At 71.5% G+C, this 14,603-nt stretch carries 13 protein-coding genes and 1 tRNA gene; 7 read left to right on the top strand and 7 right to left on the bottom strand.

Going from position 1 to position 14,603, the window contains the following annotated elements; all coding sequences use genetic code 11:
• Positions 1-62 precede the first annotated feature (62 nt).
• Positions 63-2,042 (top strand): acyl CoA:acetate/3-ketoacid CoA transferase, encoded by a 1,980-nt coding sequence (locus BLW32_RS21240; protein WP_068522044.1) that lies wholly within the window; start codon positions 63-65, stop codon positions 2,040-2,042.
• A gap of 4 nt (positions 2,043-2,046) precedes the next feature.
• On the opposite strand, the gene BLW32_RS21235 is transcribed toward BLW32_RS21240, so the two are convergent.
• The gene (locus tag BLW32_RS21235) at positions 2,047-2,403 is read right to left on the bottom strand and encodes a VOC family protein (protein ID WP_068522042.1); all 357 of its coding nucleotides are present in this window, start codon (positions 2,401-2,403) and stop codon (positions 2,047-2,049) included.
• A gap of 50 nt (positions 2,404-2,453) precedes the next feature.
• Between BLW32_RS21235 and BLW32_RS21230 the strand changes: the two genes are divergently transcribed.
• A complete protein-coding gene (locus tag BLW32_RS21230) occupies positions 2,454-2,873 on the top strand; it encodes a MarR family winged helix-turn-helix transcriptional regulator (RefSeq protein ID WP_068742921.1) in 420 nt (139 codons plus the stop codon).
• 9 nt (positions 2,874-2,882) lie between these two features.
• Here BLW32_RS21230 and BLW32_RS21225 read toward each other — a convergent pair whose 3' ends face one another.
• The 3 genes from BLW32_RS21225 to BLW32_RS21215 all read right to left on the bottom strand — a co-directional run bounded on the left by BLW32_RS21225 (position 2,883) and on the right by BLW32_RS21215 (position 6,508).
• Positions 2,883-4,199 carry an ABC1 kinase family protein gene (locus BLW32_RS21225; RefSeq protein WP_068522036.1) on the bottom strand — a complete coding sequence of 439 codons (1,317 nt, stop codon included), beginning with the start codon at positions 4,197-4,199 and terminating at the stop codon, positions 2,883-2,885.
• Positions 4,200-4,213: 14 nt separating this feature from the next.
• A complete protein-coding gene (locus tag BLW32_RS21220; protein ID WP_068522033.1) occupies positions 4,214-5,059 on the bottom strand; it encodes a hypothetical protein in 846 nt (281 codons plus the stop codon).
• A gap of 102 nt (positions 5,060-5,161) precedes the next feature.
• Positions 5,162-6,508, bottom strand: coding sequence for a zinc-dependent metalloprotease (locus BLW32_RS21215; RefSeq protein WP_068742920.1), 1,347 nt, complete (start codon positions 6,506-6,508; stop codon positions 5,162-5,164).
• Positions 6,509-6,591: 83 nt separating this feature from the next.
• On the opposite strand from BLW32_RS21215, the gene BLW32_RS21210 reads away from it, so the two are divergent.
• Positions 6,592-7,635, top strand: coding sequence for a YlbL family protein (locus BLW32_RS21210; RefSeq protein WP_139286279.1), 1,044 nt, complete (start codon positions 6,592-6,594; stop codon positions 7,633-7,635).
• A gap of 40 nt (positions 7,636-7,675) precedes the next feature.
• Here BLW32_RS21210 and BLW32_RS21205 read toward each other — a convergent pair whose 3' ends face one another.
• Positions 7,676-8,272: a PPA1309 family protein gene (locus tag BLW32_RS21205; RefSeq protein WP_068522021.1), complete on the bottom strand. Its 597-nt coding sequence runs from the start codon at positions 8,270-8,272 to the stop codon at positions 7,676-7,678.
• 89 nt (positions 8,273-8,361) lie between these two features.
• Between BLW32_RS21205 and BLW32_RS21200 the strand changes: the two genes are divergently transcribed.
• The 3 genes from BLW32_RS21200 (at position 8,362) to BLW32_RS21190 (ending at position 12,155) form a co-directional block, all read left to right on the top strand.
• Positions 8,362-11,322 carry a UPF0182 family membrane protein gene (locus BLW32_RS21200; RefSeq protein WP_068626399.1) on the top strand — a complete coding sequence of 987 codons (2,961 nt, stop codon included), beginning with the start codon at positions 8,362-8,364 and terminating at the stop codon, positions 11,320-11,322.
• A 111-nt stretch (positions 11,323-11,433) separates the two neighbouring features.
• A tRNA-Met gene (locus tag BLW32_RS21195) sits at positions 11,434-11,507 on the top strand.
• Between the two features lie 102 nt (positions 11,508-11,609).
• Positions 11,610-12,155, top strand: a complete 546-nt coding sequence (locus BLW32_RS21190) for a sugar O-acetyltransferase (protein WP_068742919.1) — start codon at positions 11,610-11,612, stop codon at positions 12,153-12,155.
• Here BLW32_RS21190 and BLW32_RS21185 read toward each other — a convergent pair whose 3' ends face one another.
• Positions 12,156-13,049: an LLM class flavin-dependent oxidoreductase gene (locus BLW32_RS21185; RefSeq protein ID WP_068742918.1), complete on the bottom strand. Its 894-nt coding sequence runs from the start codon at positions 13,047-13,049 to the stop codon at positions 12,156-12,158.
• A 28-nt stretch (positions 13,050-13,077) separates the two neighbouring features.
• Complete coding sequence (locus BLW32_RS21180) at positions 13,078-13,467, bottom strand: DUF3060 domain-containing protein (RefSeq protein ID WP_068742917.1); 390 nt, start codon at positions 13,465-13,467, stop codon at positions 13,078-13,080.
• Positions 13,468-13,627: 160 nt separating this feature from the next.
• Here BLW32_RS21180 and BLW32_RS21175 point away from each other — a divergent pair, with 160 nt between their 5' ends.
• A complete protein-coding gene (locus tag BLW32_RS21175) occupies positions 13,628-14,581 on the top strand; it encodes a sulfite exporter TauE/SafE family protein (RefSeq protein WP_068522008.1) in 954 nt (317 codons plus the stop codon).
• The last annotated feature ends 22 nt before the right edge of the window (positions 14,582-14,603 follow it).

The following is a 14,603-nucleotide window of genomic DNA, read 5'->3' as shown; positions in this document are numbered from 1 at the left end:
AATGCGATCGCACAACGCGGTCACGGCCCCGCCGCGCGGGGGCGAGCGAGAGGCGGCACGCGATGTCCATCGACCCGATCCTGATGCCCACGGCCACGTCCCCGATCCGCGACAAGGTGGTCACCGCGAAGGAGGCGGTGCGGCTGGTCCGGGACGGTGATCACCTGGTGCTCGAGGGCTTCGCCGGGCAGGGCTTCGCGGAGGAGCTCGTGCTCGCGCTCGAGGAGCGCTTCCTCGCGACGGGATCGCCCAAGGACATGTCGCTGGTCTTCACCGTGGCGCAGGGCGACCGGGGCGAGCGCGGCACCGTCCACCTGTGCCACGACGGAATGCTCAAGCGCGCCATGGGCGGCCACTACGGGATGTCCCCGGCGCTGCAGAAGCTCGCGCTGTCGGGCGAGATCGAGGCGTACAACCTGCCGCAGGGCGTGATCGCGCAGCTGCTGCGCGACACCGGCGCCGGGAAGCCGGGGCTACTGACGCACGTCGGCCTCGGCACCTTCGCCGATCCCCGCCTGGGCGGCGGCAAGGTCAACGACGCCACCACGGAGGACCGGGTCCGGCTCATGGAGATCGACGGTCGCGAGTACCTCTTCTACAAGGCCTTCGAGCGGCTCGACGTCGCCTTCCTCCGCGGCACCACCGCGGACCCGAGCGGCAACGTGACGATGGAGAAGGAGGCGCTCACGCTCGAGGCGCTCGAGACGGCGATCGCGGTGCACAACAAGGGCGGCCTCGTGATCGTGCAGGTCGAGCGCATCGCCGAACGCGGCTCGCTGAACCCGCGCGACGTGAAGATCCCCGGAGCCCTGGTGGACTGCGTCGTCGTCGCGAGCACGCCCGCCCACCACACGCAGTCGTGGGGCTCGCAGTACAACCCGGCGATGAGCGGCGAGATCCGCCAGCCCATGAGCTGGATCGATCCGATGCCGCTCGACCCGCGCAAGGTGATCGCGCGCCGCGCCGCCCTCGAGCTGCGCCCGAACTCCGTGGTCAACCTCGGCATCGGCGTCCCCGAGGGCGTCGCGGCCGTCGCCGCGGAGGAGGGCGTCCTCGAGTACCTCACGCTCACCGCCGAGCCGGGCGTCATCGGCGGCATGCCCGCGGGCGGCACCGATTTCGGCTCCGCCATCAACGCCGACGCGATCCTCGCGCAGCCCTCGCAGTTCGACTTCTACGACGGCGGCGGGCTCGACGCCGCCTTCCTCGGCATGGCGCAGGCCGACGGTGCCGGCAACGTCAACGTCAGCCGCTTCGGGCCCCGCCTCGCGGGGGCGGGCGGCTTCATCAACATCAGCCAGAACGCGAAGTCGGTCTACTTCCTGGGCACCTTCCTCGCGCCGGCGCGCACCGAGGTCGTCGACGGTGCGATCGTCACCTCGGACGGTCCCGCCGCCCCGAAGTTCGTCGCGGCCGTCGACCAGCGCACCTTCTCCGGCGAGTACGCGCACGCGTCCGGACAGCCCGTCATGTACATCACCGAGCGGTGCGTCTTCCGGCTCTCCGAGCGCGGCATGGAGCTCATCGAGATCGCACCCGGCGTCGACCTGCAGCGCGACGTGCTGGACCTGCTGGGCTTCGAGCCGATCATGGACACGCCGCCCGCGATCATGGACCCGCGGATCTTCCGCGACGACCCGATGGGGCTGCGCGAGGACCTGCTGTCGGTGCCGCTCGAGGCGCGGTTCAGCTACGACGAGAAGCGGAACCTCTTCTTCATGAACTTCGAGGGCGTCGCGGTGCGCACGGAGGAGGAGGTGGAGCGCGCCGGGGTGGAGATCGAGCGGCGGCTCGCGGAGATCGGGCGGCCCGTCAACGTGGTGATCAACTACGACAACTTCGTCCTGGGCCCCGACCTCGTCGACGAGTACGCCGCTCGGGTCCGCCGGATGGGCAAGTACTACGAGTCGGTGACGCGGTACACGACGTCGGCGTTCCTGCGGCTCAAGCTCGCCGATCACCTCGCCGACCGCGGTCTCGCGCCGCACCTCTACGAGAGCAGGACGGAGGCCGTCGCCGCGTCGAAGGAGGACCTCGACTGAGCGATCACGCGGGCGGAGTTGCCTGCGACAGGCAGACGAGATGCCCGTCGGCGTCGCGCACGACGGCCATCCGCTCGCCCCACGGGCGTTCCTCGGGCGGGTCCACGACGGCGCCGCCCCGCGCGGTCCACGTCCCGACGACGCCGTCCAGGTCCGCGACGGCGAAGCCGATCGCGACGGCGGTGTCGCTGGGGGTCGCCGGCCGCTCGTGCAGCATGACCTCGACGCCGTCGGCGGTGGCGAGTCGTGCGAGCTCGCCCGCGGCGGCGGTGCGCCGCAGACCGAGGAGGCCCTCGTAGAAGGCGAGCGCGGGGTCCAGCGCGGAGACGGAGACGACGAGGCGGGAGATCGACGCGGTCATGGTCGCGACGCTACGATCACCGACAGGTACCTGTCAATAAGGGGGCGCGAATGGACCGCTCGCAACTGCTCACCGAACTGGTCGACGAGGTCTTCCGGGTGAACGCGGCACTGCTCGCGGAGGGCGACGCGCTCGCCGCCGGCATCGGCACGACCGCTGCCGGGTGGCGCGTGCTGGGGCTGCTGTCCGACGGTGCCGCCACCGTCGCCGACATCGCCCGGCGCCGCGGCCTGCGCCGGCAGAGCGTGCGGGAGACCGTCGAGCGGCTCGAGCGCGACGGCCTGGTCGCGCGGGAGCCGAACCCGGCGGACCGCCGGGCACCGCTCGTCGCACTGACGGCCCGGGGCGGAGCCGCGCTCCGGGACATCGAACCGGCCCGGGCCGACTGGGCCGCCCGCCGCTCCGCGGACCTCGACCCCGCGGACCTCGTCGCCGCCCTGCGCCTGCTCAGGAGGCTGCGTGCGGATTGAGTGCGGCGGTCAGTCGTCGCCGTCGAGCAGCGGGATCCAGTGCTCGACGATGGCGCGGTACGGCGCGTCCGCCTCCATCTGCGAGCAGATGCCCACCATGCCGAGCAGCACGCGGAAGAGCATCACGTACTCGGGTGGCAGCGCGAGCTTGCGGCCCGTCTGGAACTGCTCGCCGCGCACGTCGGTCGCGGTGTACGCGGCCTTCATCAGCCACTTGCGGGTGAAGTGGAAGCTCTCCGACCGCAGCGGGTCGACGTACGGCGCGAGGTAGCTGCGGATCTCCTCGGGCGTGATGTCGAGCCGCGGCGGGATGAACCCCTGGCTGCGCAGCAGCGGGAACAGGGCCTCGTAGTCCTCGTCGCGCGCGAGCCGCAGGATCTTGCCCACGGCCGGCGGGATGCCGCCGGGGTACTCGGCGACGGCGCCGAAATCGAGGGCGACCAGGCGCCCGTCCGGCGCGATCATGAAGTTGCCGGGGTGCGGATCGCCGTGCAGCAGTCCCGTGCGGGCGGGTGCGCTGACCTCGAACTCGGTGAGCTTGAGCGCGGCGTCGTTGCGCTCCTCCTGCGTGCCGTTCGCGATCACGTCGCGCAGCGGCCGGCCGGTGACCCACTCGCTGATGATGACGGTCGGCGAGCTCGCGAACACCTTCGGCACCTGGACGTTCGGGTCGCCGTCGAAGGCCTTGGCGAACTTGCGCTGGTTGGTCGCCTCGTACCGGTAGTCGAGCTCGGCCTCGGTGCGGTCGGTGAGCTCCTGGACCAGTGACTTCACGTCGGCGCCCGGCGTGAGCGGCTTGAGCACCGAGCTGAGCCGGCCCAGGGCCTTGAGATCGGCGCGCAGGGCCTCGTCGGCGCCGGGGTACTGGACCTTCACCGCGACCTCGCGGCCGTCGGACCAGACGCCGCGGTGCACCTGCCCGATGGAGGCCGACGCGGCGGCCTCGTCGTCGAAGGAACTGAACCGGTCGCGCCACCCCGTGCCCAGCTGCTGGTCGAGCACCTTGTGCACCGTGGCGGCCGGCATCGGCGGCGCCTCGTTCTGCAGCTTGGCGAGTGCGTCGCGGTAGGGGGCCGCGTACTCCGGCGGCACGGCCGCCTCCATCACGCTCATGGCCTGGCCGAGCTTCATCGCGCCGCCCTTGAGCTGACCCAGGACCTCGAAGAGCTGCTCGGCCGCCTTGGCCTGCAGTTCCGCGTTCACGTCGTCCTTGTCGGCGCCGGCGAGCCGCTTGCCCCAGCCCACCGCGGTGCGGCTGGCCATTCCCAGCGGCAGCCCCGCGAGCTTGGCCGTGCGCTTCGCGCTGCCACGGGTGATCTCGGACACCTGGCCCCCTGAAGTCAACCTGCAGCCTCGGCCGCGGGGGCGGGGACCCCGCATCCGCACCCGGGGTGCATGAACCATCGTCGGACGGCGATCGCGCTGCCCTCGACCTCCAAAGTACAGCCGAGGACGTCCGGCGGGTCCGCCGCGTCCCACCGTCCCGCGGCGACGGCCGCCACCTGTTGCGCCGCCACCGCCGCGGTCATCCGCAGGATCTGCGCCGACGCGCGACCCGCCCGGCCGAACAGCTGGCAGGCCAGCGTCGGCCAGCCCGGATCGGCGTCGGCCCGGGCGCGGTCCAGGCACCGCAGGCACGGGCCCGCGCCGGGCAGCACCAGCGGCCCGACGATTCCCGCACCGTCGCGCAGGACCACCGGCAGGTGCGGCACCCGCTCCCGCATCAGCCGCGCCACCAGCACGGGATCGGGGGAGAGGGCATCGGCGAGCACGACGAGGTCGACGCCGCGCCCGCTCGGCGACCAGCTGCGCGCGGTCCCGGCGGTCACGCGGACGGCGTCGAGCGCGGCGAGTTCGCCGAGCATCGTGTCGGAGACCGGCCCCTTCCCGTGCAGGTGCACCTGGAGTGGCGAGCGGGGCGGCTCGGACTCGAGCAGGCCGTGGCCGCGGAGCGCATCGAGAAGTTCGCCGACGTCGGCGGCCGTCATGCCGATGTCGGCGGCGCGGCGCTCCAGCTCGCGCGGGGTGCGGAAGGTCTGCAGCCAGCGCAGCAGGCCCGCGGTCGTGTCGGGTGCGAGCCACGGCGGCGGTCGCAGGACGGGCGCGCCGGTCGCCGAGGCGCCCAGTTGGACCAGCGTGGGCGGGCGCACCACGACGGTGAGGTACGGGTTCAGACGGTGCCGCATGGCTCCAGTCGATCACGCCGGTGCGCGCCGAGAACGCGGAAAGGCTCGGTTATCCACAGGGGATGACCGGGCCTGACCAGGCGTGATGCGCGCCCGAGCGGACTACTCCTCGCCGGACTCGCGGCCCAGCCGCTCGATCGCGGCGATCGGGTCGTCGAGGTCCGACGGGTCCGCGCCGGACGCGTCGCCCAGCATGCGGTCGATGAAGGCCGCGGGCGCGTCCAGGTCGGAGGCGTCCGGGATGAGGTCCGGGTGCGCCCAGACCCCGTCGCGCTCCTCCATCGAGGTCGCGTTCAGGATCCGCTCCCACAGGTCGGCGGCTTCGCGCACCTTGCGGGGGCGCAGCTCCAAGCCGACGAGCGTGGCGAAGGTCTGCTCCGCCGGGCCGCCCGAAGCGCGGCGACGGCGCATCGTCTCGCGCAGCGCGGCGGCGCTCGGCAGCCGATCGGCGATCGCCGCGTGCACGACGGTCTCGACCCAGCCCTCGATGAGGGCCAGCAGCGTCTCGAGGCGCTCGAGCGCGGCGGTCTGCTCCGGCGTGGCCTTGGGCTGCAGCGCGGCGCCCTGCGCGGCCATCAGCTCCTCGAGCTTCGCCGGGTCCTGCAGCGCGGTCGGGTCCAGGTTGCGGGAGAGCTCCTCGATGCCCGACATGTCGATGGTGATGCCCCGGGCGTACTGCTCGACGGTGTCGAGCACGCGGGCACGCAGCCACGGCACGTGGGCGAACAGCCGCTGGTGCGCGGCCTCGCGCGCGGCGAGGTACACCAGGATCTCCTGGTCCTTGATGTCCAGGTCCTTGCCGAAGGCCTCGATCGCCTCGGGCAGCAGCGCCGCGGTGTCCTCCGGCCCCAGCGGCAGGCCGATGTCGGTGCTGGTGAGCACCTCCTTCGACAGCGAGCCGAGCGCCTGGCCCAACTGGGTGCCGAAGGACATCGAGCCGATCTGGCTGAACATGCCCATCATCGGCGCGGCCATCTCGCGCGCCTCCTCGGGCATGCTCTGCATCCACGAGCCGGAGATCTTCTCCGCGACCGGGTTCACCAGCCGCTTCCACGTGGGCAGGGTCTTCTCCTGCCAGTCGACGGGGGTCCACGCCGCCGTCTTCTGCGGGCCCGCCGGGAGCACCGTGGCACCGTCGAGCCAGAGCTGCGCGAGGTGCGTCGACTCCTCGACGGCCGTGCGCTGGCCCTCGGAGACGGGCTCGTGCTTGCCGAGCGTCTGGCGCGCGAGCTGCGCGGCGATCGTGTAGTTGACGGGCTCGCCGGTGCCGGCGCCCGGGCCGGTCATGCCGGAACCCATGCCGGAGATCATCTGGCCGAGTTGGCTCAGCATGTCGCCCAGCTGCGACATGTCGAAGGGCTGACCGGCGCCGAAGGGCTGGTCCCGTCGGCCTTTGCCGTCGTCACCGCCGTCGTCGCCGGAGGAGAATCCGAAGGGCAGGTCATTCATGACTCCACGGTACTGCCCCGGTCCACCCGGGGCCGCCCCGTGCGTCACGCTCTGCGCGAACAGCGGCGGCTACGCTGTGGCCCGTGACGGAACGCAGGATCACGACAGCTCTCGCCGCTCTGGTGCCGCTCCTGGTGCTCGTGTTGCTGGGAATGTTCGTGACGGTGCCGTACGTCGCGGTCGGCGCGGGCGACACCGCTGACACGCTCACCACCTACGCGGAGCGCGACGCCGACGGCAAGGTCACCGACCGCAAGGTCATCACGATCGACGGGCTGCCCGTGCACCAGCCCGCCGGGCAGCTGCGCTTCACGACGATCGCCGTGACCGACGGACTCAACCTCTACGGCGCCCTCGGCAAGTGGATCAGCGGCGAGCAGATCGCGCCCCGCGACGCCTACTACCCGCCCGGCGCCACCCGCGAGCAGATCGAGGCGGGCAACCGGGAACAGTTCACCGGCTCCGAGTCCTCCGCCACCATCGCCGCGCTGCGGTACCTGAAGATCCCGACCGCGACCGGCGTCGTCGGCCTCAGCGAGGGCGGGCCGGCGCAGGGCAAGCTGCGCGAGGGCGACGTCCTCGAGTCCGTCGACGGTGCCCCCGTCGCCGCCCCCGACCAGGTCGCCAAGGGCCTCGAGGGGAAGAAGAAGGGCGACGTCGTGACCGTCGCGGTCCGCCGCGCCGACGGTGTCGCGCAGGTCCCCGTCACGCTCGGCGAGTCCGAGGGCAAGCCGCGACTCGGGATCGTCGTGGGGCAGGTGCCCGCGGACCCGAAGATCCGGATCGGCTTCGGGGTGCAGAAGGTCGGCGGACCGTCGGCGGGCCTGATGCTCTCCCTCGGCATCGTCGACCTGGTCGAGCCGGGCGACCTCACGGGCGGGAAGAACGTCGCCGGGACCGGGGAGATCGCCTCCGACGGCAGGGTCGGGCCCATCGGCGGCATCGAGCACAAGCTCCAGGGCGCCAAGCGCGACGGTGCCTCCGTCTTCCTCGTGCCCGCCGCCAACTGCGACGCCGCGAAGTCGTCGCCGCCCGCGGGCCTGCAGCTGGTCAAGGTCGAGTCGCTCGACGGTGCCGTCCAGGCCCTGGCCGACGTCCGCGAGGGCCGCCCCGCGCCGTCCTGCTGACCGCCGCACCGCCCTCAGGCGGAGGCCCTCAGGGGCGGGGTCAGTCCTCGTCGAAGGTGGCGAGCAAGCCCTGGATCAGGCCGGGCGCGAGCTGGTCGGCGCGCAGCAGCTCGGCGTCCGCGAAGGGATCGTCGTCGTCGGGCTGCAGCATGAGCAGGGTGATCCGGTGGCCGTCGCGCAGGACGGCGGCGACCATCCGCGCGGTGCGCCGCTCCGGGTGGTTCTCGGCGGCGGCGCGGCCGGCCCGATCCGCGGCGTCGACATCGGCGAGGTGCGGCTCGAGCGCGCCGTCGAGGTCGGCCTCGGCGTTCGGCGGCAGCACGATGATCTCCTGCACCAGCGCGCAGCCGACCACCTCGTCGGGCCAGGTCGTGGTGGCGAGCACGTGATTGAGTTCGGTGCTCCCGCCCTGCGGGTCGCCGGGCAGCGGCTCCTGCTCGATGACGGTCAGCGAGGCACCGTCGTCGAGGATGTCGGCCCACTCGGGCTGGCTGGTGGCGAGCAGGGAGGTCGGGACCAGGCCGAACAGCTGGGGCGGCTGGCCCCAGCCCTGCGGTTCCACGAACTCGATGGCCTCGCGGGCCGCGCGGCCGAGGGCCGCCTCGTCGAATACCTGCTCCGGCTCGTCGTAGGTCACGCGCCCATGATCGCATCTCCCGCCGCGCGCGGTACCACGCCGGTGAGCACACGTCGGGCCGATCTCGGGCAATCCGTACAGTGGTTGTCGTGACGACACCTCGTGCCGCGGGCATTCCCACACTGTCCCGCCGGGCAAAGATCCTCATCGCGTTGGCCGTGGTCCTGCTCGCGCTGCTGCTCATCGGGCCGCGGGTGGTGGACGTGATCACCGCCTTCCTCTGGTACGGCTCGCTCGGCCACGCCGGCGTGCTGCGGACGGTACTGCTCTCGCGCTTCGGCCTCTTCGTGATCACGGGCGTGGTGCTGGCCCTGTTCACCTTCGCCGGCATGTGGTTGGCGTACCGCGTGCGGCCTGCCTTCCTGCCCTCGCCCACGGACGACCCGGTGGTGCGCTACCGCGCCGTGGTGACCAGCAAGCTGAAGACCTTCGCGATCGTGCCCTCGCTGCTGATCGGGCTCATCGCCGGCATCTTCGGGCAGTCGGCCTGGCAGCAGGTGCTGCTCTTCTTCAACCGCCAGCCGTTCGGCGAGACCGACGCCGAGTTCGGCATGGACATCGGCTTCTACGCCTTCACCCTGCCCTTCATCGAGTTCGTCCTCGGCTTCCTGTTCGCCGGCCTGATCGTCATGTTCCTGGCGAACCTGGTGGCGCACTACGTCTTCGGCGGCATCCGCCTCGCCGGTCGCGAGGGCTCGCTGTCGCGCGGCGCGCGGATCCAGCTCGCCGCGATCGCGGGCGTCTTCCTGCTGACGAAGGCCGTCGCATACTGGTTCGACCGGTACGCGCTCGTGTACTCGAACCGGTCGCCGATGTTCACCGGCGCGAACTACACCGACATCCACGCCATGCTCCCCGCGAAGGCGATCCTCACGGGCATCGCGATCATCTGCGCCGCAGCCTTCTTCTTCGGCATCGTGCTCCGGGACCTGCGGGTCCCCGCGATCGCGACCGTCCTCATGCTGTTCTCCTCGCTGGTCGTCGGCGTCGGCTGGCCGACCGCGGTGCAGACCTTCTCGGTCGGCCCCAACGCGGAGAAGGAGCTGCCCTACATCGCGCGGAACATCGCGGCGACGCAGGAGGCCTACGGCCTCGCGAGCGCCAAGTACGAGAAATCCGATCCGAAGGCGTCACCGGAGGCGCTGCAGACGCTCACCGCCAAGGACGCGCCGTCGCTGCAGAACGTGCGCCTGCTCGACCCGAACGTGGTCTCCCAGGCCTTCTCCAACTTCGGCGGCCTCAAGGACTACTACCGGCTCTCGGGCAAGCTGTCGGTGGACCGCTACGAGGTGGGCGGCAACCAGACGAACGTGCTGCTCGCGCCGATCGAGCTGGACCCGAGCAAGACCCCGTCGGACTGGACCTCGCGGCACATGGTCTACACGCACGGCAACGGGCTCATCACCGCGCCGGCCGGCCAGGTCGACCAGGTGGTCAGCGAGAGCGGCCGCGACGCCGTGAACAACAACAACGCGGGCGGCCAGCCCGTGTTCACGCGCAACGGCGTGGCAGGCAGCAAGGCCGTCACACAGCCGCGGATCTACTACGGCGAGATCATCGGTTCCGACCCCGGCTTCTACTCCGTCGTGGGCAGCACGGGCGATCCGCGCGAGCTCGACAGCGACACCGAGCGCTCGCGCTACGAGGGCGACGGCGGCGTCGGCATCGGCAACTGGTTCACCCGGCTGGCCTACGCGATCAAGTTCACCGAGCGGAACATCCTGCTCAACGGGAACATCGGCCCGGACTCGAAGATCATCTACCAGCGCGACCCGCGCGACCGGGTCAAGCAGCTCGCGCCGTTCCTCACGGTGGACACCAAGACCTACCCGATGGTCGACTCGCGGACCGGCCGGATCCTGTGGGTCGTCGACGGCTACACCACGCTGCCGAAGTACCCGTACGCGCAGCAGACCTCGCTGTCGGACGCCACGGGCTCGCGCCAGCAGACGACGCCCGGCCAGCAGGCGCAGCGCCGCCAGGTGGACGAGAAGGTGGGCTACATCCGCAACTCGGTGAAGGCCACCGTCGACGCCTACGACGGTTCCGTGCACCTGTACCAGGTCGACGACGACGATCCCGTCCTCAACGCCTGGAAGAACGTCTTCCCCGGCGTGGTCGAGCCGAAGAGCGCCGTGCCCGCGGAGGTCGCGCAGCACTTCCGGTACCCGCAGGACCTGTTCGAGGTCCAGCGCTTCCTGCTGCAGAAGTACCACACGTCGGACCCCGACACCTTCCGTCGCCAGAACGACGTCTGGCAGGCCGCCGCGGCGCCGAACGAGACGCCCGACAAGGACGGCCTGCAGTCGCCGTACTACTCCGTGGGCGCGGCACCCGGCGGCGGACCGGCGCAGTTCCAGCTGTCGTCGATCCTGCAGGCGAAGGACCAGCCGTACCTCGCGGGGCTCGTCTCCGTGTCGTCGGAGGGCGAGGACGCGGGCCGGCTGCTGGTGCGCGACATGCGTGAGCTGCCTGGGCGCCGGACCCCCGGCCCCATGCAGGCTGCCGACCTGATCAAGGGCGCACCGCCGGTCGTGGCCGACAACGCCAACATCCAGGCGCTCAACCCGCGCTTCGGCAATCTCCAGGCGATCGCGCTCGCGAACGGCGGCCTGACCTACGTGTGGCCGATGTACGCGCAGTCGACGGGGGAGAGGGCCGCGCCGAAGCTGATCAAGGTGCTGAGCCTCAACCCGGTCACGGGTGGCGCGGGCTACCGCACGACGGTCGCGGCTTCGCTCACCGACGCCGGCTACAAGGGCGTCGACGCGGCCCTCGCGACGGCCGCGACGGGCGTCTCCGGCCCCACCCAGGGCCAGACGGTGCCCGGCGGGCAGGACCCGGCGCAGCCGCCCACGCAGGCGACGGTGCCCGGCGGCGACACCCCCGAGGTGCAGGCTGCGGTGAAGGCCGTCTCCGACGCCTGGGGTTCGGTGCTCTCGGCGCAGCGCTCCGGCGACCAGGTCGCCGTCGGCCAGGCGATGAAGCAGCTCGGTGACGCGATCACCAAGCTGCAGGCGGCCGAGTCAAAGGCGCGGGGCGGCAACTGATCTCAGCTCTCGGGCCGGGACGGCGACCCCCGTCCCGGCCCGAGAGACGAGCGTCACGTTCAACTGATTTGCACATCGTGAGCGCATTCCAGTAACGTGGTGTTCACCCGACGCGGGGTGGAGCAGCTCGGTAGCTCGCTGGGCTCATAACCCAGAGGTCGCAGGTTCAAATCCTGTCCCCGCTACTAGGTCGAAGGCCCCCGGAGAAATCCGGGGGCCTTTCGCATTCCCGGGGAGAGCGGCACAGCCGCCGGTACGGTCGGTCTGTGGCCACCGAACTCCAGCGGATGCTCGCGGGCGAGCGCTACCGCGACAGCGATCCCGAACTCGTGGCGATGCGGAAGTCGTGCGGCCGGTTGCTCGACCGGTTCAACACCACCACCGCCGACGACGACGTGGCGCGCTCTCAGATCCTCCAGGAGCTTCTCGGCGGCATCGGGGAGGGTTCCTGGGTCATGCCGCGGTTCCAGTGCGACTACGGCGCCCACACCACCATCGGCGCGAACAGCTTCCTCAACTACGACGCGATCCTCATGGACTGCGCGCCCATCACGATCGGCGACGACTGCTCGATCGGGCCCCGCGTGCAGCTGCTCACCGCGCTGCACCCCCTCGAGGATCACGCGGCCCGCAGGGCGCGCTGGGAGACCGCGGCGCCGATCACGATCGGCGACAACGTCTGGTTCGGCGGCGGCGTCATCGTGTGTCCGGGCGTCACGATCGGCCGCAACACCGTCATCGGCGCCGGCAGCGTGGTGACCCGCGACGTCCCGGACCACGTCGCCGCCGTCGGCAACCCGTGCCGCGTGGTGCGCTCGCTCCCGACCGAATAGCTACCTGCTCGCGCGCACCTCGGCGACGCGGCGGCGGACGCGCGGCGCGACGTCCTCGACGAACCGGCGGCACTGCTCGTAGTCGTCGTCCTGCGCGCCGAAGACGAAGGTGTCCATGCCCGTGTCCACGACGAGGCCGGTCAGCCGATCCGTCCACTGCTCGACGGTGCCGTGGAAGGGCTCGTCCGACGGGGCGTCGTCGATCGACCCGAAGATGTTGTAGACCCGCCGGATCGCCGCGGGATCGCGTCCGGCGGCGCGCGCACCGTCGTCGATGGCGGCGTGCCTCTCGGGCAGGGTCGGGGGCGGGAAGAAGGAGTTCGACGGTGCCCACCCGTCCGCGTGTCCGCCGAGGAAGCGCAGCAGCTTGGGCCCGCCGACGCCGAGCCAGACGCCGATGTCGTGCGCGGGGCGAGGGCCGGGGTGCACCCCGTCGAGCCGGTAGTGCTCGCCGTGGAAGCGCACGGACCGCTCGCCGGACCACATCAGGCGGATCACCTCGACCGCCTCCTTGAGCGCGCCGGCGGCCTCGCCCGGGGTGTGCTCGGGGCCGCCCATCGCGGCGATCGCGGGCCAGAACGCGCCCGCGCCGAGGCCCAGTTCGAACCTGCCCTCGGACAGCACGTCGAGTGTGGCGGCGGCCTGCGCCATGACCGCGGGCGGCCGGAGCGGGAGATTGGCGACGTCGGGGAAGACCCGGACCTCCTCGGTCCGGTCCAGCAGTGCGCCGATCAGCGTGAACGTGTCGACGAAGGCCTGTTGGTACGGGTGGTCCTGCACCCCGAGGAGCTCGACCTTCCCGTCCGCGAGCTGGGCGAGCGCGAAGCAGTTGTCGAGCGCCGCGGCGGCCGGGGTGACGAACAGTCCGAACTCGACGGGACGCAGGTAGTCCATGTCGTCAGCCTAGGCTCCGCGGGCGCGATCAGCAGCGGTACGAGTTGTCCGCTCCGACGGACTTCACGGCGGGCTTCCGCCCGCCGGTGCAGGTGATCGTGTTGTCGTGGCCGCTCACGTCGACGGACGACGCCGAGCCGAGCACGATCGAGTTGCCGCTGCCGATCACGCGCAGCGTGGTGACGTCGCGCAGCGTCAGGGTGTTGTCGTGGCCGTTGACCTCGACCCGCTTACAGGCGGAGGTGAAGACGAGTGCGTTGTCGGAGCCGACGAGCTTCACGTCGTCGTTGCAAGCGAGCCTGCGCACCTGGTCGTGCCCGAACAGGTCGATCGTGGCGGAGGCGGTGGGCACCGCGAGCGAGCCGGCGAGTACGGCGGCGGCCGCGACGGCGGCGGAGCGGGCGAGGGGCTTGCGCATGTCAGTCGTCCTTCTACAACGTGTCCATCTGGGCGAATCGGACAGTACCGGGTTCGGATCACGCTGATCGGGACGGTTCCGATCCTGTGACGCGGTCGGCAGAGTCTCCTGTCATGCCCGGACGAGTCCCCTCGTCCGCCTCAGTCCGCAGGAGAGAACCATGCCCACCCTCGTCATCGTCGCCTTCGTCGGTCTGCTCGGGCAGCTCGTCGACGGGAGCCTCGGGATGGCCTTCGGCGTGACCGCGACGACCTTCCTCGTCGCGCTCACCACACTCTCACCCGCCGCCATCAGCGCGACGATCCACCTCGCCGAGATCGGCACGAGCGCCGTCTCCGGCGCCTCGCACTGGCGCTTCGGCAATGTCGACTGGAAGGTCGTGCGCCGCATCGGCATCCCGGGCGCGATCGGCGCCTTCATCGGCGCGTCGGTGCTGTCGAACCTCTCCACCGAGGTCGCGAAGCCGTTGATGTCGACCATCCTGCTGCTGCTCGGCCTGTACGTGCTGCTGCGCTTCACCTTCCGCGGCATCGACACCAAGAACCTGGGCAAGCCGCTCAAGTCGCGCTTCCTGGCGCCGCTGGGACTGTTCGGCGGTTTCGTCGACGCCACGGGCGGCGGCGGTTGGGGTCCCGTCGGAACGCCGGCGCTTCTCGCCTCGGGCCGGATGGAGCCGCGCAAGGTGGTCGGCACCATCGACACCAGTGAGTTCCTCATCGCGCTGGCCGCCTCGCTCGGCTTCCTGGCGAACCTGGGCGGCGAGGGCGTCAACTTCGCCTACGCCGGCGCCATCCTGCTGGGCGGCGTCATCGCAGCGCCCTTCGCGGCCTGGCTCGTGCGGCACTTCCCGCCGCGTCTCCTCGGCGCCTCGGTGGGCGGCCTGATCATCCTCACGAACGCGAAGACCCTCATGGGCAAGAGCGGCCTCGCCCTCGACCCGGGCACCCAGCGCGCGGTGTACATCCTCATCGTCGCGGGCTGGATCGCCGCTTTCGCCTACTCCTTCGTGCAGTACCGGCGCGACGCGGTTCTCGAATCCGCCGACTCCATCGCCGATCTGGCGGCGCGCAACGCGAGCACCGCCGGCGAGGCGAAGGAGACCGTCCCCGCCTGATCCGTCACTTCCGGCGCGGTGG

This window comes from Tsukamurella tyrosinosolvens, assembly GCF_900104775.1.
Taxonomy (GTDB): Bacteria; Actinomycetota; Actinomycetes; order Mycobacteriales; family Mycobacteriaceae; genus Tsukamurella; species Tsukamurella tyrosinosolvens.
This window is presented reverse-complemented; position numbering and strand designations above follow the sequence as displayed.

Coding starts and splice junctions, on each gene's coding strand:
- BLW32_RS21240 (WP_068522044.1), top strand. CDS start 63: ATGTCCATCGACCCGATCCTGATGCCCACGGCCACGTCCCCGATCCGC.
- BLW32_RS21235 (WP_068522042.1), bottom strand. CDS start 2,403: ATGACCGCGTCGATCTCCCGCCTCGTCGTCTCCGTCTCCGCGCTGGAC.
- BLW32_RS21230 (WP_068742921.1), top strand. CDS start 2,454: ATGGACCGCTCGCAACTGCTCACCGAACTGGTCGACGAGGTCTTCCGG.
- BLW32_RS21220 (WP_068522033.1), bottom strand. CDS start 5,059: ATGCGGCACCGTCTGAACCCGTACCTCACCGTCGTGGTGCGCCCGCCC.
- BLW32_RS21215 (WP_068742920.1), bottom strand. CDS start 6,508: ATGAATGACCTGCCCTTCGGATTCTCCTCCGGCGACGACGGCGGTGAC.
- BLW32_RS21190 (WP_068742919.1), top strand. CDS start 11,610: ATGCTCGCGGGCGAGCGCTACCGCGACAGCGATCCCGAACTCGTGGCG.
- BLW32_RS21185 (WP_068742918.1), bottom strand. CDS start 13,049: ATGGACTACCTGCGTCCCGTCGAGTTCGGACTGTTCGTCACCCCGGCC.
- BLW32_RS21180 (WP_068742917.1), bottom strand. CDS start 13,467: ATGCGCAAGCCCCTCGCCCGCTCCGCCGCCGTCGCGGCCGCCGCCGTA.
- BLW32_RS21175 (WP_068522008.1), top strand. CDS start 13,628: ATGCCCACCCTCGTCATCGTCGCCTTCGTCGGTCTGCTCGGGCAGCTC.